Below are 17,784 nucleotides of genomic sequence, written 5' to 3'. Positions count from 1 at the left end.
ACCTGTCTCGATACCCAATAGCCACAAAAAAGCCGCTTCGGAACTGTCCGAAGCGGCTTTTTCATTTGAAAAGCGCAATGGCTAGCTAGCCATTGCGAAACGCTTTTGCAGCAGGCGCTGCATTTTCTCTTCCGTCAGCGGCTTGGCCAGGTATTCCACGCCTTCGTACTGCGCCACGCGGGTGGTGTCGGCCGAATGCATGGAGGTGGTAAGCACCGCCATAACGGTTTTCTGCCGCTGCTCGGGAGCCAGGCGGTTGTACTGATTCAAGAATTCGAAGCCGTCCATACCCGGCATTTTCAGGTCGACGAAGACCAGTTCGGGCGCTTCGTCGGGCGTGGCGCCCTGCTTGCCCCAGAAGTGGGCAAACGCCTGCTCGGCATTGGTAAACGACAATACGTTATCGGCCAGCTCCAAACGCTGCAACAAGCGGTTATTCAGGAAACTTGTCGTCTCATTATCATCAATAAGCACGACTTTCTGCAGTTTACGATTCATAGCTGATGCCGGGTTAAGTGAAACAGGACCGGCCACGCTGGCAGACGGCTTTATTCCTTAAAGGTACGCAAATTAATCCAGCCAACCCTGCTCGCGCATCCAGTCGTCGTTGTAGATTTTACCGAGGTAGCGCGTGCCGTGGTCGGGCAGCACAATCACCATCGTGTCGCCTTCCTTCAGGTGTTCTTTGGCGTACTCCAGGGCGCCGTGCACGGCCGAGCCGCACGACCAACCCACGAACAAACCTTCTTCTTTGGCCAGGCGGCGCGTCATCAGGGCCGCGTCTTTGTCGGTTACTTTAATGAAGAGGTCGATGAGGTCGAAGTCGACGTTCTTGGGCAGAATGTCTTCGCCGATGCCTTCGGTTTTGTAGGGGTAGATTTCGTTTTCGTCGAAAATGCCCGTCTCCTTGTACTTCTTAAACACCGAGCCGTAGGTGTCGAGGCCGATGCTCACGACAGCCGGGTTCTGCTCCTTCAGGTACTTGGCCGTGCCGCAGATGGTGCCGCCAGTGCCCACGCCGCAGGCATAGTGCGTGATTTTGCCCTCAGTTTGTTTCCAAAGCTCGGGGCCGGTGCCTTCGTAGTGGGCGGCCGAGTTGGAGAGGTTGTCGTACTGGTTCGGGTAGAACGAGTTCGGCGTTTCCTGGTTCAGGCGGCGCGCCACCGAGTAGTACGAGCGGGGGTCGTCGGGGGCCACGTCGACGGGGCAGACCACCACCTCGGCGCCCACGGCGCGCAGAATGTCCTGCTTTTCCTTGCTCTGCTTGTCCGACATCACGAAGATGCACTTGTAGCCTTTGGCAATGGCGGCCAGCGCGAGGCCCATGCCGGTGTTGCCGCTGGTGCCCTCGATGATGGTGCCGCCGGGCTTGATGAGGCCGGCTTTTTCGGCGTCCTCCACCATGCGAATGGCCATGCGGTCTTTCACCGAGTTGCCGGGATTGAAGTACTCGACTTTGGCCAGAATGGTGCCCGGAATGCCAGCGGCTACGCTGTTCAGCTTCACCAGCGGCGTGTTGCCGACGGCTTCAATGATGTGATTAAAGTACATGAGGGGAAGGTTGGGAAAGCGCAAAGGTACAAAAAGCCGCAGCCCGTGCCGGCTGTTTGGCCCCCGAACCACGAAGAACAGTACCGAAGTAGGCTGCGTTCCGTCACTTCGTACTTGTATTCGGGCCGCCGGTCAGAATGCGCGTCGTTGCCCGTTGCCCCGCCGCCCGAAAAGCCTACCTTTGCGGCCGTGCCGCCCCGCGCGGTCCACTCCCACTGATATTTCCTCCCAACCTACTCCACATGAGCGTACTGGTCAATAAGGACTCGAAAGTGATTGTGCAGGGCTTTACGGGCTCCGAAGGCTCGTTTCACGCCCAGCAGATGATTGACTACGGCACCAACGTCGTTGGCGGCGTAACGCCGGGCAAAGGTGGCCAGACCCACCTGGGCCGCCCCGTATTCAACACCGTGGCCGACGCCGTGCGCGAAGCCGGTGCCGACACCAGCATCATCTTCGTCCCCCCGGCTTTTGCCGCCGACGCCATCATGGAGGCTGCCGACGCCGGCATCAAGGTTATCGTGACCATCACCGAAGGCATTCCGACCAAGGACATGATTGCGGTGAAGGAGTACCTGAAAGGCCGCGAAGGCCTGCGCATGATCGGGCCGAACTGCCCCGGCGTGATGACGGCCGGTGAGTGCAAAGTGGGCATCATGCCCGGCTTTATCTTCTCGAAAGGCAAAATCGGCATCGTGTCGAAGTCGGGTACGCTGACCTACGAAGCCGTCGACCAGCTGACCAAGGCCGGCCTGGGCCAGACCACGGCCATCGGCATCGGCGGTGACCCCATCATCGGCACCACCACCAAGGAAGCCGTCGAGCTGCTCATGAACGACCCCGAAACCGAGGGCATCGTGATGATTGGCGAAATCGGTGGCGGCATGGAAGCCGAAGCCGCCCGCTGGATCAAGGAAACCGGCAACAAGAAACCCGTGGTCGGCTTCATCGCCGGCCAAACGGCGCCTCCCGGCCGCCGCATGGGCCACGCCGGGGCCATCGTGGGCGGTGCCGACGACACGGCTGCGGCCAAAATGGCCATCATGCGCGAGTGCGGCATCCACGTGGTGGATTCGCCGGCCGAAATCGGCGACACCATGCTGCGCGTGCTGCAAGGCGAAAAAGTGACGGCGTAAGCCACCCGAGGTTTTAGACTTGAGGATCAGCAGCCCCGCCGGACTCCGGCGGGGCTGCTGTCGTTTGCGGGGCGCGGGTCTAGAAATTCCCGCTTGCTGTTTGCTGAGGCTAGCGGCAGGACGGGCTATTTTCAGTGGCTTGAGTTTCAGTCGGCGGGGGGAGCAAAGGGGTAATATATCAATCCTAGCCCCATCAAAATGCCCCAGCCGTGGTTGTATCGCACCAAGTCTTGCACGGGCATATCCTGGCTGATGTAGGCGGCGCGGCTTTCCCTGGACAATGGCAGTAGATAACTTATTTCCGCTTCCCAGCGGCCCTGGTCTTTCTTTAAGTCAGGATCAATTCGCAAAAAGCCATACGGCTCCATGCGCTGGTTTCGATTTGCCGGCAGCGTGTAGCTTACGCCTGTTGCGCCATCGGTTGCGTGCATTCGCGTGAAATGAACCCACGTATGCCGGTAGCCCAAGCCAGTAGTAAATTCCGTGCCCTGATACTCCAAGCTGAGTTGAGCAAACTGCTGCCGGTAACGTGCCGAGTACATGGCGTGGTAGCCATAATCTTGAAGCGTACGATCAACGACGGCCAAGCCGCCCCCGCCTAGGGCCTGTACCATCAGGCGTGAACCCAAGGCCCAGTACGTTCCGCCTCCCAAGTGCGCTTGCCAAGCCTGAAACCGGTATTGATCTACGCGTCTCAGAGGTGGCCGGAGCATGCCTCCGCCAGCAATTACGACATGCGCGACGGGACTGTAAGCTCCGGCCACGTCGAGGCGCACGGAGGGCTGCACATACCCGCTCACCTCAACTTCGCCCGCCCGCCGGATGACAGGTGTAGTGGGCATCACGGGCGTGTAGGTAGTGCAGCCAACAAGGGAGGCGCACAATACAGCACAAACTTTCATGGCAACAGCAGCCTAGCGGCTTTTCTGGGGCAGGCGCCACACCACGCCCAGGCTCACGAACGGCGCGGGCACACCCGCCGAGTACCATTGCTGGTCTTTCACCGGGTCGAAGGTGTCGGTGTGGCTGGGTGCTTTCAGGTTACTGATTGATAGGCCCATGGTGCCTTGCATGTACCACGTGCCGAAGCCCTTACCGACCTCCTGCCGGTAGAAGGCCGAGGCTTCGTGGCGCAACAGGCTGAACGCGGGAACCGTGTTCAGGGGCCGATCCACGATGTTGTCGAACTGCACGCGGGCGAGGCGGTAGGTCAGGCCCACGGTGCTGGCGTCGGCAAAATGGTGCGCAAGGCCCACCTGCCCGAAGACTTTGCGGTAATTGCCGCTGAACTGCTCGACGCCGATGAACTGGTAGCGGCGGTCGGCAAAGGCCGCGCCCACGCCGCCGGTGGTGCTCAGCAACCAACGCGGCCCCAGGTTCCAATAGGTGCCAAGGCCGAGTTCGGCCTGTCGGGTTTTGAGGTAGTTGTTCGGCTCGACTTTGAGCCCCAACGTGCCGGCACCGGTTACGACCACGTGCTGCACGGGCGAATAGGCGGCCGTGGCTTCGAGGCGGCCCGTAGGCTGGACACTTGCGCCGACTTCCACCTGGCCCTGGCTTTCGACCAACGGCATGACGGGCTGCATGGGAGCGTACACGGTGCAGCTGGTGGTGAGGGCGGCTGCGGCAAGACTGTAGAGCAAGTGTTTCATGGCGGAGTGAATTGACGACCGGAAGTACGCCCGGCTTACTTCGCCCACCAATCTATTCTGCGTCGAAAGCAGACTTTTCAAAACTTCGCCAAAGCTCCGTATACGCGGCTCATCAGAAGGAATGAGGGCGTATTGAGCATAAATTATCTGACTTTTCAGAGGGTCAGTTATTCGACTTTTACCGGGCTCTTTGCCAGGGGCAGTGACTCAGAAAAACCCCTGCACACCGGTAGATACCGCCGAGCCTCCGTATTACGACCTATCCATCTGCCCTTATCTGGTTTGCTATGTCGCCTTACCACATTGCGCTGGCCCTGCTGGGCGTGGCTATTCTGGGAGTAGCCTGGCTGCCTTCGCTGCTTGAGAAATACCCGCTTTCCTACCCGATTCTCTACATCGCGTTGGGCATGGGGGTGTACGCCTTGCCGCTGGGCCTGCCCAACCCCGATCCGCTGCACAATCCCAGCATCGTCACGCACGTAGCCGAGCTGTGCGTGATAGTGGCGCTGATGGGCACGGGACTGAAAATCGACCGACCGTTTTCGGTGCTGAAGTGGCGCGGGCCACTGCTGTTGGTGCTGGTGCTGATGGTGCTCAATATCATCGGCCTCACGAGTGCCGCCTACCTGGCCGGGTTGCCGCTGGCGGCCGCACTGTTGCTGGCCGCCTCCCTCTCCCCCACCGACCCCGTGCTGGCCGGCGACGTGCAAGTGGGCGACCCCAACGAAGGCCGCGAAGACAACGTGCGCTTTGCCCTCACCGGCGAGGCCGGCCTGAACGACGGTCTGGCGTTTCCGTTTGTGTACCTCGCGCTGGCGCTCCTCCCCGCCGCGGCCCCGCTGGCCGAACGCCTGCAAACCTGGCTGTGGATGGATTTGCTGTACCGCACGGTGGCCGGCGTGGCCCTGGGCTGGTTGTCGGGCAAGCTGCTGGCAGTGCTCATTTTTCACCTACCCACGCGCGTCAGCATCAAAGCCACGGCCTACGGGTTTGTGTCGCTGGCCGTCACGCTCACCACCTACGGCATCACCGAAATGGTGCATGGCTACGGCTTTCTGGCGGTGTTTATTGCAGCCCTTACCCTGCGCAGCCACGAGCGGCACCACGAGTACCACAAGCAGATGCACGCCTTTACCGACCAGTTGGAGCGCCTTTTCATCGTGGTTATTCTACTGATGCTCGGCGGCGCCATCATGCGCGGATTGCTGGCGCCCCTCACGTGGCGCGGGGCGGCGCTGGGCCTGCTGCTCATTCTGGTGCTGCGGCCACTGGGCGGCCTGTTTACTCTGGCGCGGGTGCCGCGCATGACCTGGGCCGAGCGGGGCGTCATTTCCTTTTTCGGCATCAGGGGCATCGGCTCCATCTTCTACCTCTCGTTCGCCTTGGCCAAAGGAAATTTCGACGACCCGCGCCAGCTGTGGGCTATTGCCGGCTTCACCATTTTGGTATCGGTGGTGGTGCACGGTACGCTGGCCACACCCGTGATGAACTGGCTGGACCGGCGCCACGGCCGGCGCATTGCGGCCGAGCTGGCCGCAGAAGCCTGCGAAGAAGCCACAAGCAACGAGCCAGTACCGGCAGAGCAAAACCCGGAAGCGGCCGTACGACCGCGCCCCGCTTAGGTCTGAGCGGTGGCAGCACGCCGCCTACGCTGTTAGTCTTCGTTGGTCCCGTCGCCGCCCAGGTTCAGCACGAAGCCGAAGCTGCTGACGGAGTTGCCGGCGGTGAGGTATTTGCGGTTTTTGAGACGAATGTTCCAGCCGCTCATGAACTGAAATTTGAGCGGGCCGAAGAGGTTGATGCGGGTGTAGGTGACGGGCTCGAAGAAGATGTTGTCTTCGCCGGGCGCGCGCACGCCGTTGAGGCGAAAGTCGCTGAGGTTGACGTAGCTCAGGCGCATGGCGGCGCCGTAGCGCAGCTGCCAGTCGTGGCCCAGGATGGTGTAGGCTTCCTTTTTCTTCTTGGTGTAGTTCACCTGCAGAAAGTACTTCTCCAGGCGGCCGTCCTGCAGCTGGTAGGGTGTCTCGCCGCGGGCAAACTCCTCGCGCTTGGCCCGGCCGAAGCCGGCGCCGGCATACACTTCCAGAATGCGGTTTTGGGCGGGCCCGAACTTGGTGAAGTAGCCCGCCCCGAACTCGCCCAAATCCTGCTCCAGGTACCGCTTTTTGGTTTTGTTGTGCAGCGACGAGCCGTTGGCAATCAGCCCCACGTGGTCGGCGGGAGCGTAGGCGAGCTGGGCGGTGAAGTTTTCTTTGAGGTTGGCCTGCACCGAGGCGTTGAATTCGCCTTTTTGGGTGAACATGGGCACGGGCGCCGGCGTGGGGTAGTAGATGGAGGCGCAGCTGGCCAAGAGCGGCAGCGGCAACAGCAACAACAAGCGTTTGGGAGTCATGGGCAAGGAGTGGAAGCCGGGCAGACAACGACCGACAGGGAGTTTCGTTGTATCAAGCTCCTCCATCTGCCGCTGGCCTACGCGCCTAAGTTCGCTGATTATGCCCACACCCAGTTCATTTGACGCCCTCATCATTGGTTCGGGGCAGGCCGGCAACCCCTTGGCTTATGCCCTGGCCGATGCCGGCCGGCGCGTGGCCCTCATCGAACAGGACCACCTGGGCGGCTCGTGCATCAACTACGGCTGTTCGCCCACCAAGGCGCTGCTGGCGGCCGCCCACCGCGCCCACGACGTGCGCACGGCCGGGGAGTTGGGTATATCCGTCGCGCCGCCGGTATTGGACATGCCCGCCGTTATTGCGCGCAAAAATGCGCTGGTGGCGCGGCACCGCGAGGCCATTCGGAAGAACCTGACCGTGGAGCACCCCGGCATTACGGTGCTGCACGGCCACGCCGCGTTTGTGGGGCCGCACACGCTGCTGGTTACGCCGCGCGAGCGGGTAGAGGCGGAGCGCGTGACGGCGCCGCTGGTGTTCATCAATACCGGCACCCAGCCGGCGTGGCCCGCCATTGAGGGAATACAGCACGTGGGCGCCCTCACCAACGAAACCCTGCTGGACCTGCCGGAGCTGCCCGAGCACCTGGTTATTCTCGGCGGCAGCTACATCGGGGTGGAGTTTGGGCAGATGTACCGGCGCTTCGGCTCGCGCGTGACCATCGTGGATACCGAGCCGCGCATCATGGCCCGCGAAGACGCCGACGTGAGCAAGGAGCTGCAGAAACTGCTGGAAGCCGAGGGCGTGGAGTTTGTACTGGGGGGCCGGGTGCAAAGCGCCGCGCGCGGCACCAACGGCCACGTAACGCTGACCGTGCAGACGCGCACCGGCGAGCGGCGCCTGCGCGGCTCGCACTTGCTGCTGGCCACCGGCCGCACGCCCAACACGGCGTCGCTGAACCTGGGGGCGGCCGGCATCAAAACCGACGAGCACGGCTTTGTGGTGGTAGACGAGCGGCTGCACACCGGCGTGCGGGGCGTGTATGCGCTAGGCGACGTGAAGGGCGGCCCGCAGTTCACCCACATCAGCTACGACGACTACCGCCTGGTGCGCGACCAGGTGCTGCACGGGATTGGGCGCCGCACCGAGGCGCGACCGGTGCCCTACGTGGTGTTTACTGATCCGCAGCTGGGGTGCGTGGGCCTCTCGGAGAAAGAAGCCAAGAAGCAGGGCGTGCCCTACCGGGTGGGCAAGCTGCCGGTGTTCCACATTGGGCGGGCCCGCGAAACGGGGCGAACGGCCGGCTTTATCAAGGTGCTGGTAGGTGCCGACGACCGGCTGCTGGGTGCGGCGGTGCTCAGCCCCGAGGGCGGCGAAATCATGAGCATGCTGCAGATTGCCATGGCCGGGCGGCTGAAGTACCAGCAGCTGCGCGACATGGTGCTGGCCCACCCCACCTGGGCCGAGGCGCTGAACAATGTATTTGCCCAGCTCAAGTAAGTTGGATTATGGAGCCGAAGCCGTGCGTTGGCGGTGCAGTTCTCGGTAGAGGGTTGTGGGGTAGAGGGTGAGGCCTACACTGGCAAAGAGCGACGTATTGGGCCAAAGGACACGTTCGGCCCGGCTAAAGGCGGCGGGCTGCGACAAGCCGGTGGCAAAATGCGCCAGCAACCATGTGCCTCCGACGCGCACAAAGCCCACGGGCTCGAAAAACTGCTGGCGGGGCTGGCCAAAGGCTTGGCCGTTGCGAATCAGCTGGGTGAATTCGGCTTGGGTAAGGCGCAGCACACCGCCCGCTTGCACCTGCACATCGTCTGGGCTGGTGGGCGTCGACTGATACGCGGCTACCACCTGCCCGAAATACCGTTGGTACTGGCCTTCGTAGGTGGCGTATGGAGGCGTGGGCAACGGAGGCCCGAGAAGGTTGTATCGCTCAACTTGTGGGTCGCGGCCGCGGCGTAGTGCCCATGCCTGCCCATACCCGGCCAAGGCACCGAGGTACCAATGACCGTCGGCAACGGTGTGATAATAGCCCAAAGCGGCTTCATACTGGCGGCTTCGGAGCTGCACATCGTTAGAGTCGCTGGGTGCCGAGTCTTTGCGGCCTAGATAAGCGGCATGCAGAAGCACGTGGTGAATGGGTGAGTAGGCAACGCTGCCACCGGAACCGAAGGGGGACTGAATTTGGCCGGTAAGCTCTACCTCGCCTTTATTAACAACGGGAGTGGCGGGCAGCAGTGGTGTGTACATAGAGCAGCCGTTCAGCAGGCCGCATATCAGCAATAACAATGGGTAACAATGCTTCATAGAATGGGTGAATGACGTGGGGTGGAGGAAGATGCGGGCGGGTCCGGCAAAGGTTGCACGCGGCTGGCGTTGTACAGGCTGGTTTGCAAACAAAGCGCCCGCCGCAACAGCTGTTGCGGCGGGCGCTTTTGGTTATGAGCTTGGCTGGCTCTACTTCGCGTAAGCCACGGCGCGCATTTCGCGAATCACCGTCACCTTGATCTGGCCGGGGTACTGCATTTCCTTCTCGATTTTCTGCGAAATCTCGCTGGACAGCTCCTGGGCACGGTCGTCGGTTACGTTGTCGGCGTCCACAATCACGCGCAGCTCGCGGCCGGCCTGAATGGCGTAGCACTGATTGACGCCCTTGAAGCCGTTGGCGGTTTCTTCGAGCTGCTTGAGGCGCTTGATGTAGCTTTCCATCATCTCGCGGCGGGCACCGGGGCGCGAGCCGCTGATGGCGTCGCAGGCCTGCACGATGGGCGAAATCAGGGCCGTCATTTCGATTTCGTCGTGGTGGGCGCCGATGGCGTTGACCACGTCGGGGTGCTCTTTGTACTTCTTGGCCAGCTCCATGCCCAGAATGGCGTGGGGCAGCTCGGGCTCCTCGGTGCTCACCTTGCCGATGTCGTGCAAAAGGCCGGCGCGGCGGGCGTGCTTCACGTTCAGACCCAGCTCCGCGGCCATGGTGGCGCAGAGGTTGGAAACTTCGCGCGAGTGTTGCAGCAGGTTCTGGCCGTACGAGGAGCGGAAGCGCATGCGACCCACCATCTTGATCAGCTCGGGGTGCAAGCCGTGGATGCCGAGGTCGACGATGGTCCGCTCGCCGATTTCCACAATTTCCTCGTCGATGTTCTTGCGCGTCTTGGCTACGATTTCCTCGATGCGGGCCGGGTGAATGCGGCCGTCTTTCACCAGCAAGTGCAGCGAGAGGCGGGCCACTTCGCGGCGCACCGGGTCGAAGCCCGAAATGATGATGGCCTCGGGCGTGTCGTCGACAATGATTTCGACGCCGGTAGCGGCTTCCAGGGCGCGAATGTTGCGTCCCTCGCGGCCAATGATTTTGCCCTTGACGTCGTCCGACTCGATGTTGAACACCGACACGCAGTTTTCGATGGCGTGTTCGGCGGCGGTGCGCTGAATGGTTTCGAGCACCACTTTCTTAGCGTCTTTGGTGGCCGAAAGCTTGGCCTGGGCTACCACATCCTTGATGTAGCTGCTGGCCTGAATTTGGGCTTCGTTCTTGAGGCCTTCCACCAACTGCTCGCGGGCTTCGGCGGCCGTGAGGCCCGAAATGGTTTCGAGCTGGGACTGAATCTGGAGGCGCTGCTGCTCTACTTCGGCCTGGTCTTGGCGCAGCTCGGCCAGCACGTCGTCGTGCTCCTGGCGGCGCTTTTCTTCCTGGGCTTCCAGCTTTTCGAGCTGCCGCTGGGTGTCGTTCTGCACTTTTTCGCGCAGGGTGTCCAGCTCCTTTTCCTTGCGCTGCACCTGTTCCAGCTGGCGCTGCGAGGCCTGGGTAAGCTGCTTCACGCTGGCTTCCTGCTGCAGCACCACTTCGCGGCGCTGCGCCAGATCCTGGTCGGCTTCCTGGCGGAGGCGGCGGATTTCCTGCTCCGATTCGTTGCGAATCTGACGGGCTTTGTCTTTGGCCTGTTGAATGCGCTCTTCGCGCACGCGGTTGGCCTTGGCTTCGGCTTCCTGCAGCAGTTCCTGGGCACGGCTTTGGGCCTGCGCTTCCACGTCCTGCCGGGCTTTGCCGGCCATTTGCCTACCCGCCACGAAGCCCACTACGAGGGCCACGACGGCAGCTAGGACGATGTATAGTATATCCATGGGGGTGATTGTTGGGGGATGGAACAAGCACCACAGCCGTGGAGTAAGCGACTGCCGCAACGGCAGCTATGCGGGCGAAAATCCACCGGGCCGTCTGCCCAAGGGTGGGTATGCGTTTGTTAGGCGAGTACCACCGACGAGAGCAGCTCGTCCAAGCGCGCGAGGCGTTCGGTGAGTGCGGCGTCGGTACCGTCCTTTTCCTTCGTGGCCTTCACGCGGTCGGCCAGGGTCGTGAGGGCAATCATGGCCAGCAGGTCTTGCTTGTCCTGAATGCCGTACTGCTCCCGAAATTCCTTCAGCCGCTCGTTGAGCAGCCGCCCCGCGTAGCGCAGGCGCTCCTCTTCCTGGGGCGACACCCGCAGGGGGTAGTCACGGTCGGCGATGCGGATTTTGACGGAGAGTTCGGACACGGGGGGTTAGGGGGTCATGCGGTGGGCGGTGGGGTTACTCCCTCAAATAGGCAAGGCACTTATCTAGCTCGCGGATGTATTCGTTGAGACGTTGTTTCAGCTCTGTTGCGGCAGCCGGCTCGCCGGCTATGGTATTAGCAAGTTTAACAATATTTTCCTGGTTCTGGTGCTCCCGCAGCTGCCGGTCCCGGTCGCGGATGTCGGCCTGGAGCTGGGCAATGGTGGTCTGGGCGTCGGCCAGCTCTTCGCGCACGTGCTGATAGGCAGCCACTAAAGTGGTAACCTGCCGTTCGAGGCGGTCGAGTTGGGCAAGCTGCTGGGAGGAGGCCATGGCGGGAAAATTTCCGGGCAAAGTAACGAATTGGCGGTGCGGAAGCGAAAACCCCGCCGGGAGCTAAGCAGCCGGCGGGGTTTTCGCTTGCATGGTCCACGGTGCAGCTAGAACTAGTAGTGCCACGACGGAGAGTCGTGGCACTACTAGTTCTAGCTGGGCCCTGCTACTTGCGGATAACGGCGCCGGCCTGCTGCTCGAACTGGGCCATGAGCTTCTGCATCACTTGGTCGATGGCCTGGTCGGTGAGGGTGCGCTCGGGGTCCTGCAGCTGGAAGCTGAGGGAGTACGACTTCTTGCCCGCGCCCAAATTCTCGCCTTGGTACACGTCGAACACATTGACCTCGCGCAGGAGCTTCTTCTCGGCCTTGGTGGCAATCTGGCGCAGCTGCTCGAAGGTCACGGCTTGGTCGACGACCAACGACAGGTCGCGCCGGACCTCCGGGAACTTGGCCAGCTCGGTTACCGACATAGCGGTGCGGTACTTCTTCGTCAGCCACTGCCAGTCCAGCTCGGCGTAGAACACGGGCTGGTTCACGTCCAGCTGCTTGAGCACTTTCGGCGACACGCTGCCGAGCTGCACCACCGGCTGATTGTGCAAGAGCAAGGTGAGGCCGCCGTTCAGGTACGGGTGCTGCACGGGCTGCGAACCGGGCTGCGGGTGGCCGAGGCAGCGCAACACCTGCTGCACGGTGCCCGCGAGGTGGTGGAAGGCGGTTTTCTCGTCCTGCTGCTGCCAGGTTTCGGCCTGCACGTTGCCGGTCAGGTACAGGGCCAGCGTGGGGCGCTCCTTGTAGCTGCCGTCGGGTTGGCGGTGGTAGCTGCGGCCGAACTCGTAGAGCTTCAGGTCGCGCTGCCGGCGGTTCACGTTGTGCCGCACGATTTCGAGGCCGGTGTGCAGCAACGAGGGACGCATCACGTCGAGGTCGGCCGAGTTGTAGTTCAGCACCCGCACCAGCGCCGCGTTGGGCTGTTCGGGCGACGCCTCGTAATAGCGCGAGTTGGTGAGCGAGTTGGTGATGATTTCGCTGTAGCCCTGCCCGCTGAGCAGGAGCGCCACGTCCTGGCGCAGCAGCTCGGGGTCGGGGTTCGGGAATTTGGCCAGGAAGGCGGCGGCGTTGAAGGGGCGCAGCGGCACGTGGTCGTAGCCGTAGATGCGCAGAATCTCCTCCACCACGTCGGCCTCACGGGTTACGTCCACGCGGTAGGGCGGCACCGAGAGCAGCCACTCGGCTGCACCCAGCTCGGTTACGCCTTCCTCGGTGATGAGAATATCGAGGTCGGTGAGAATCTGGCGGATGCGCTCCGGCGCAATGTAGTGGCCAATGAGCTGCTCGACGCGCGCCAGCTGCAGGCGCACCGGCGTGTGCTCGATGTGGCGCGGGTACACGTCGACCACCGGCGCGGCCACGCGGGCCCCGGCCACCTCCTGCAACAGCAGGGCGGCGCGCTTGAGGGCCAGCGGCACCATGTGCGGGTCGGTGCCGCGCTCGAAGCGGAACGAGGCGTCGGTTTTGAGCTGGTGGTTCTGGGCGGTTTTGCGAGCCACGGCGGGCGCGAAGTAGGCGCTTTCAAGGAACACGCGGGTGCTTCCTTCGCTCACGCCCGACGACTTGCCGCCGAACACGCCGGCCAGCGCCAGGGCTTGGCCGGTGGCGTCGGCAATGACGAGGTCTTCGGCTTTCAGGCTCCGTTCGGTGCCGTCGAGGGTCGTGAGCTTTTCCCCTTCCGCGGCGCGGCGCACGCGGATTCCGTTGCCGCCGAGCTGGTCGGCATCGAAGGCGTGCAGGGGCTGACCCAGCTCGTGCAGCACGTAGTTGGTCACGTCCACCACGTTGTTGATGGGCGCCAGGCCAATGCTGCGCAGGCGGCGCTGCAGCCACTCCGGCGAGGGGCCTACGTGTACATTGTCCAGCAGCAGGCCAGCGTAGCGCGGGCAGCCTTCGGCGTCTTCAATCTCGACGCTGATGTTCCCCTCGGCCGCGGCCGGGGCGTGGAACGCGTGCACGTCGGGCAGCTGCACGGGCTGGCGGAGCAGGGCGCGCAGGTCGCGGGCCACGCCGAAGTGCGAGGCGGCGTCGGCGCGGTTGGGCGTCAGGCCGATTTCCAGGACGTGGTCGGTGCCGAGGCCGAAGTACTCAGCGGCGGGCGTGCCGTTGGGCAGGTCCGTGGTCAGCACCATGATGCCGGCGTGCGAGACACCAAGGCCGATTTCGTCTTCGGCGCAAATCATGCCTTCGGAAGCCGCGCCCCGGATTTTCGACTTCTTGATTTTGAACGGTTCCCCGCTGCTCGGGTGCAGCACGGCGCCGTCGAGGGCCACCACCACGCGCTGGCCGGCGGCCACGTTGGGGGCACCGCACACAATCTGGCGCGGGGTGCCGTCGCCCACGTCCACGGTGGTCAGGCTGAGCTTGTCGGCGTCGGGGTGCCGCTCGCAGGTGAGCACCGTGCCCAGCACCACGCCTTTGAGGCCGCCGGGCACGCTTTCCAGCTCTTCGAGGCCTTCCACTTCGAGGCCGGCGCTGGTGAGCAGCGCCGACAGCTCAGCTGGGGTTTTGTCGGTGGGAAACAGCGTGCGGAGCCAGTCGATGGAAATCTTCATAATTGTCGGTTGTCGGTTGCCGGTGGTCAGTTTAGGCTGACGACAGCAACGGCAAGGCAAAGATAGACCACGGCGGGGCTATGATGCCTTAGACGGCGCAACAACATTGTTTTCGGCTTCCGCAGGCCCTGAAAGGACTTTGCAATAGGCCTGAAAAGGGGGCGCTGTAGCTCGCTCAGGCTTGTGAATAAATCTATATCTTGTCGATTCTACCCTTCCCATTTCTACATATGATAACAGCTTTACGCGCCATTCACCTGCGCACCCGCTGGGCCTGTATCGTCGTGCTGGCGCTTGGCCTGCAGCAGGCCCCTGCTGCCCTGGCCCAGGCACCCGGCTGGCAGGGAGCCGCCGCTATTGGTAATTCCGCCAACGGAGTCAGCGCTAACGGCATTACGGCCATGGCTACCGACGCCGCTGGCAACGTGTACGTTACGGGCGTTATCTACGATCAGGCACTCTTCAACAACACCGTTATTACCAGCGACGCCGACGGCTCCGGCTTTGTGGCTAAGTGGAGCCCCATCACGCGCCGGTTTGTGTGGGCGTTCCAGTTTGGCGCGGGCCAGGGCGAGGTTCTGCCGCTGGCGCTGGTCGTGCGCGGTGCCGATGTGTTTGTGGCGGGGGGCTTCACGGTCACCGGTTTGAACTGGGGCAACACTTTCGTGAGCAACTCCAGCTGGGGCGGCCGCGACGGGTTCGTGGCCAAGTTTACGGACCTGGGCTCGAGCGTGAGCTACGGGTGGTTGCGCAAGGCCGGCGGCACGGGCTACGACGTAATCGAGGGGCTGGCCGTGAGCGGCAACAACGTGTACGCCACGGGCACCTTCAGCGCCACCGCCGCCTTTGGCTCCACGTCGCTCGTCAGCCTTGGCACCCGCGACGGGTTTGTGGCCAAGCTCAACGATGCGGGCGGCGGCAGCTTCGACTGGGTGCAGCGCCTGGGCGGCGCGGGCGTCGACGAGGCGCACAAGGTGGCTGCTGCGGGCAGCAGTGTGTACGTCACGGCCCACACCACCGGCTCCCTCACGCTGGGCAGCACCACGGTTACCAGCGCTGGCGGCACCGATGGGCTGGTGGCCAAGCTCACGGATGCAGGCAGCACCGGCAGCTTCGAATGGGTGCAGAGCTTGCGGGGAGTCGGCAACGAAACGGTTTGGGACGTAGCAGTGGATGGTGCCGCCGTGTACGTGGCCGGCTCGTTTACCGGCGCCGCAGCCACCTTTGGCGGGGTCACGCTCGGCAGCGCCGGGGGCCTCGACGGCGTGGTAGCGCGCCTCACCGACGCCGGCAGCAACAGTTCCGTGGTGTGGGCCCTGCGCATGGGCGGCCCCCTGGACGACGAACCCCAGGCCTTGGCTGTGTTAGGTGGCAAGGCCTACGTAACCGGCTATTTCAACAGCGGCAGTACCGGCGCGGGCGGCCCGGTGGCAGCGTTTGGCAGCACCCAACTATCATCGGTCGGTGGCAGCGACGCTTTCGTGACGCGCGTTACCGATACGGGCCTAGCGGGCCGCATCGACTGGGCCCAAGCGGCCGGCAGTTCCGACGACGACTTCGGCAATGCCGTGGTGCTGAACGGGACCACCGCCTGCGTGGGCGGGTACTTTACGGGTGCCCGTTTTACCGTCGGGGCTACCAACTTCACCAACTTGCATACGGGCAGCGCCACCAGCTTCGTGGCCTCCCTTACTGACCTAGCGCTGCCCACCCGGAGTATGGCTCCGCGGGCTGACATGGTGCTGTATCCCAATCCGGCCCGGGGCACCGCCACTGTGCACGTGCCGGCTAGCGGCGCTCCAAAGGCTTCCCTCACGCTGCTCGACGCCCGGGGCCAAGTGGCGCGTACCCAATCTGCCGTGCCGGGTTCGGACATTCTACTGGACCTGGCCGGGTTGCCCGCGGGCGTGTATGCGCTGCGGGTGCAGGTGGGCGCTGCCGTGTACCTGAAGCCTCTGGCAGTGGAGTGACCTACCCCAGACCAGCCGCTCACTGGCCCGGATTCAGGTGTATAACCCTTACTCCTTGTAGCTCTTCTCTCCTACCGGCACCTCCACGGTCAGCCAGTTTTCCTTGGGCGGCATGGGGCAGGCAAAATTGCCACCGTAGGCGCAGTACGGGTTGTAGGTGCGGTTAAAATCGAGCACCACTTCCCGGTCGCGGCGGGCGGGCGTTTCCACGTCGAGGTAGCGGCCACCGCCGTAGCTGCCGCGGCCGTTGGTTTTGTCGGTGAAGGGCACGAAAAGCGTGGAATCGGTTTTGCTCACGCGGCGCAGCAGCGTCAGGGTCTGCGGCTGGCCCTGCCACTCAAAGGTGGCGCGGGCAAAGCGCGTGTACTTGTCGGCCCCGCCGTCGGTGAGGGCCAGGCTTAGCGTGTCGCCGGCGGGCAGGCGCTCCAGGCGGGCCGTCAGGCGCCAGGCGCGGTCGATGGGGTAGTAATGCAGGCTATCGAACTTCTCGTGCAGCTCTTCGGGCAGCGGCGAGTCGCGGTGGCTGCGGAACTGCTCGTTTTTCTGCTTCCGCTCCTGCCGGAGCTTGTAGGCGTACTGGTCGTCGCTGATGAGTAAATCGGACGCGATGTAGCCGAGCACGACAAGCAGGCCGAGGCCGAGCAGGATTTTGGGGACGGAGAGCTTGACCACGGATTCGACGGACTTTTAGGCTTGTACAGATTTCGGGGACGATTTCTGCCGCTTCGGGCGAAATCCGGTGTAAACCTCCGTCAAACTCCGCGGGAAACCAACGTTTGCCTGATTCGGGCTCGTTTCCTTACAGAATGCCCTCGTCGGCGAAGCTGTAGTAGCCGCGGTCGGTGTAGATGAGGTGGTCGAGCACGGGCAAATCCATGTACAGGCCGCCTTCCTTGAGCTTGCGGGTGAGGGCAATGTCGGCGGCCGAGGGGTTGCGGTTGCCGCTGGGGTGGTTGTGCACGAGGATGATGGACGAGGCCAGCTGCTCCAGGGCCAGCTTGAAAATCATTTTGGGGTCGGCCACGGTGCCGGCCACACCGCCGCTGCTGATGCTTTGCTTGCGCATGACCACGTTGGCGCGGTTGAGCAGAATCACCCAGAATTCCTCGTGCGGCAAGTCCTGCAGGTTGGGCCGGATGAGGTTGTAGATATCGGTGGAACAGGTGATGGTGACGCGCTCGGCGGCGGCGGTTTCCTTGCGGCGGCGGCCCAGCTCCAGCGCGGCCACAATGGTTATGGCCTTGGCCTCGCCGATGCCTTTGTGGCGCATCAGGTCTTTAATAGAAAGGCGGGCCAGCTCGTTGAGGTCGTTGCCGGTAGCGGCCAGCACCAGCTTGGCCACGTCAACGGCCGAGAGCTTGGCCGTGCCCGAGCCGAGCAGAATGGCCATCAGCTCGGCGTCGGTGAGGGCAGCGCGGCCCTTGGCCATGAGCTTTTCGCGGGGCCGGTCTTCCTCGGCCCAACTCTTAATACTGAACGAAGCGGGTATTTGGTAGGGCCCGGCGGGCGGGGTGTCTTCCGCCAACTTGTCAAACGAATGCATACGGCACTGGAATTGTTACTCGTCGTAAGTAAAGTAAAAATCCCGCTTTGCCGTCTGTATACGCGGCGGTGCTTCTGAAC

The 17,784-nt window shown here is 63.0% G+C and carries 15 protein-coding genes and 1 pseudogene; 4 read left to right on the top strand and 12 right to left on the bottom strand.

Annotated features, from left to right (window positions below; translation table 11 throughout):
* Window positions 1–81 precede the first annotated feature (81 nt).
* Together F0P96_RS11565 and F0P96_RS11560 are read right to left on the bottom strand one after the other, a co-directional pair.
* Window positions 82–498: a response regulator gene (locus F0P96_RS11565; RefSeq protein WP_151079054.1), complete on the bottom strand. Its 417-nt coding sequence runs from the start codon at window positions 496–498 to the stop codon at window positions 82–84.
* A gap of 75 nt (window positions 499–573) precedes the next feature.
* Window positions 574–1,551: pseudogene (locus F0P96_RS11560) on the bottom strand (PLP-dependent cysteine synthase family protein); the annotation flags it as partial.
* A gap of 242 nt (window positions 1,552–1,793) precedes the next feature.
* On the opposite strand from F0P96_RS11560, the gene sucD reads away from it, so the two are divergent.
* Complete coding sequence (gene sucD / locus F0P96_RS11555; protein ID WP_151079051.1) at window positions 1,794–2,687, top strand: succinate--CoA ligase subunit alpha; 894 nt, start codon at window positions 1,794–1,796, stop codon at window positions 2,685–2,687.
* A 146-nt stretch (window positions 2,688–2,833) separates the two neighbouring features.
* On the opposite strand, the gene F0P96_RS11550 is transcribed toward sucD, so the two are convergent.
* Entirely contained in the window at window positions 2,834–3,301 is a 468-nt protein-coding gene (locus tag F0P96_RS11550; RefSeq protein WP_151079050.1) for a hypothetical protein, read from the bottom strand.
* A 300-nt stretch (window positions 3,302–3,601) separates the two neighbouring features.
* Entirely contained in the window at window positions 3,602–4,339 is a 738-nt protein-coding gene (locus tag F0P96_RS11545) for a hypothetical protein (RefSeq protein ID WP_151079048.1), read from the bottom strand.
* Window positions 4,340–4,626: 287 nt separating this feature from the next.
* Between F0P96_RS11545 and F0P96_RS11540 the strand changes: the two genes are divergently transcribed.
* Window positions 4,627–5,961 carry a cation:proton antiporter gene (locus F0P96_RS11540; RefSeq protein ID WP_151079046.1) on the top strand — a complete coding sequence of 445 codons (1,335 nt, stop codon included), beginning with the start codon at window positions 4,627–4,629 and terminating at the stop codon, window positions 5,959–5,961.
* A 32-nt stretch (window positions 5,962–5,993) separates the two neighbouring features.
* Here F0P96_RS11540 and F0P96_RS11535 read toward each other — a convergent pair whose 3' ends face one another.
* Window positions 5,994–6,731, bottom strand: coding sequence for a hypothetical protein (locus F0P96_RS11535; protein ID WP_151079045.1), 738 nt, complete (start codon window positions 6,729–6,731; stop codon window positions 5,994–5,996).
* A 100-nt stretch (window positions 6,732–6,831) separates the two neighbouring features.
* Here F0P96_RS11535 and F0P96_RS11530 point away from each other — a divergent pair, with 100 nt between their 5' ends.
* On the top strand, window positions 6,832–8,226 hold the full coding sequence (locus F0P96_RS11530) for a mercuric reductase (RefSeq protein ID WP_151079044.1): 1,395 nt from the start codon (window positions 6,832–6,834) through the stop codon (window positions 8,224–8,226).
* Between the two features lie 6 nt (window positions 8,227–8,232).
* On the opposite strand, the gene F0P96_RS11525 is transcribed toward F0P96_RS11530, so the two are convergent.
* From F0P96_RS11525 to pheT, 5 genes are all read right to left on the bottom strand, one after another.
* Window positions 8,233–8,634 (bottom strand): hypothetical protein, encoded by a 402-nt coding sequence (locus tag F0P96_RS11525; protein ID WP_151079043.1) that lies wholly within the window; start codon window positions 8,632–8,634, stop codon window positions 8,233–8,235.
* Window positions 8,635–9,183: 549 nt separating this feature from the next.
* The gene (gene rny / locus F0P96_RS11520) at window positions 9,184–10,845 is read right to left on the bottom strand and encodes a ribonuclease Y (RefSeq protein WP_151079041.1); all 1,662 of its coding nucleotides are present in this window, start codon (window positions 10,843–10,845) and stop codon (window positions 9,184–9,186) included.
* Between the two features lie 119 nt (window positions 10,846–10,964).
* On the bottom strand, window positions 10,965–11,255 hold the full coding sequence (locus F0P96_RS11515; RefSeq protein WP_151079040.1) for a cell division protein ZapA: 291 nt from the start codon (window positions 11,253–11,255) through the stop codon (window positions 10,965–10,967).
* Window positions 11,256–11,289: 34 nt separating this feature from the next.
* The gene (locus F0P96_RS11510; RefSeq protein WP_151079038.1) at window positions 11,290–11,586 is read right to left on the bottom strand and encodes a hypothetical protein; all 297 of its coding nucleotides are present in this window, start codon (window positions 11,584–11,586) and stop codon (window positions 11,290–11,292) included.
* A gap of 166 nt (window positions 11,587–11,752) precedes the next feature.
* Window positions 11,753–14,191, bottom strand: coding sequence for a phenylalanine--tRNA ligase subunit beta (gene pheT, locus F0P96_RS11505; RefSeq protein WP_151079037.1), 2,439 nt, complete (start codon window positions 14,189–14,191; stop codon window positions 11,753–11,755).
* 230 nt (window positions 14,192–14,421) lie between these two features.
* Here pheT and F0P96_RS11500 point away from each other — a divergent pair, with 230 nt between their 5' ends.
* On the top strand, window positions 14,422–16,161 hold the full coding sequence (locus F0P96_RS11500; RefSeq protein ID WP_151079035.1) for a T9SS type A sorting domain-containing protein: 1,740 nt from the start codon (window positions 14,422–14,424) through the stop codon (window positions 16,159–16,161).
* A gap of 48 nt (window positions 16,162–16,209) precedes the next feature.
* Here F0P96_RS11500 and F0P96_RS11495 read toward each other — a convergent pair whose 3' ends face one another.
* Entirely contained in the window at window positions 16,210–16,833 is a 624-nt protein-coding gene (locus F0P96_RS11495) for a DUF1684 domain-containing protein (protein WP_151079034.1), read from the bottom strand.
* 127 nt (window positions 16,834–16,960) lie between these two features.
* Window positions 16,961–17,704, bottom strand: coding sequence for a RadC family protein (gene radC, locus F0P96_RS11490; protein WP_151079032.1), 744 nt, complete (start codon window positions 17,702–17,704; stop codon window positions 16,961–16,963).
* Between the last annotated feature and the right edge of the window lie 80 nt (window positions 17,705–17,784).

Source organism: Hymenobacter busanensis (assembly GCF_008727865.1).
GTDB classification, from domain to species: Bacteria; Bacteroidota; Bacteroidia; order Cytophagales; family Hymenobacteraceae; genus Solirubrum; species Solirubrum busanense.
Note: the sequence above shows the minus strand (reverse complement) of the source record. Positions and strands in the feature narration are given on the sequence as shown.

Coding starts and splice junctions, on each gene's coding strand:
- F0P96_RS11565 (WP_151079054.1), bottom strand. CDS start 498: ATGAATCGTAAACTGCAGAAAGTCGTGCTTATTGATGATAATGAGACG.
- sucD (WP_151079051.1), top strand. CDS start 1,794: ATGAGCGTACTGGTCAATAAGGACTCGAAAGTGATTGTGCAGGGCTTT.
- F0P96_RS11550 (WP_151079050.1), bottom strand. CDS start 3,301: ATGGTACAGGCCCTAGGCGGGGGCGGCTTGGCCGTCGTTGATCGTACG.
- F0P96_RS11545 (WP_151079048.1), bottom strand. CDS start 4,339: ATGAAACACTTGCTCTACAGTCTTGCCGCAGCCGCCCTCACCACCAGC.
- F0P96_RS11540 (WP_151079046.1), top strand. CDS start 4,627: ATGTCGCCTTACCACATTGCGCTGGCCCTGCTGGGCGTGGCTATTCTG.
- F0P96_RS11535 (WP_151079045.1), bottom strand. CDS start 6,731: ATGACTCCCAAACGCTTGTTGTTGCTGTTGCCGCTGCCGCTCTTGGCC.
- F0P96_RS11530 (WP_151079044.1), top strand. CDS start 6,832: ATGCCCACACCCAGTTCATTTGACGCCCTCATCATTGGTTCGGGGCAG.
- rny (WP_151079041.1), bottom strand. CDS start 10,845: ATGGATATACTATACATCGTCCTAGCTGCCGTCGTGGCCCTCGTAGTG.
- F0P96_RS11510 (WP_151079038.1), bottom strand. CDS start 11,586: ATGGCCTCCTCCCAGCAGCTTGCCCAACTCGACCGCCTCGAACGGCAG.
- pheT (WP_151079037.1), bottom strand. CDS start 14,191: ATGAAGATTTCCATCGACTGGCTCCGCACGCTGTTTCCCACCGACAAA.
- F0P96_RS11500 (WP_151079035.1), top strand. CDS start 14,422: ATGATAACAGCTTTACGCGCCATTCACCTGCGCACCCGCTGGGCCTGT.
- radC (WP_151079032.1), bottom strand. CDS start 17,704: ATGCATTCGTTTGACAAGTTGGCGGAAGACACCCCGCCCGCCGGGCCC.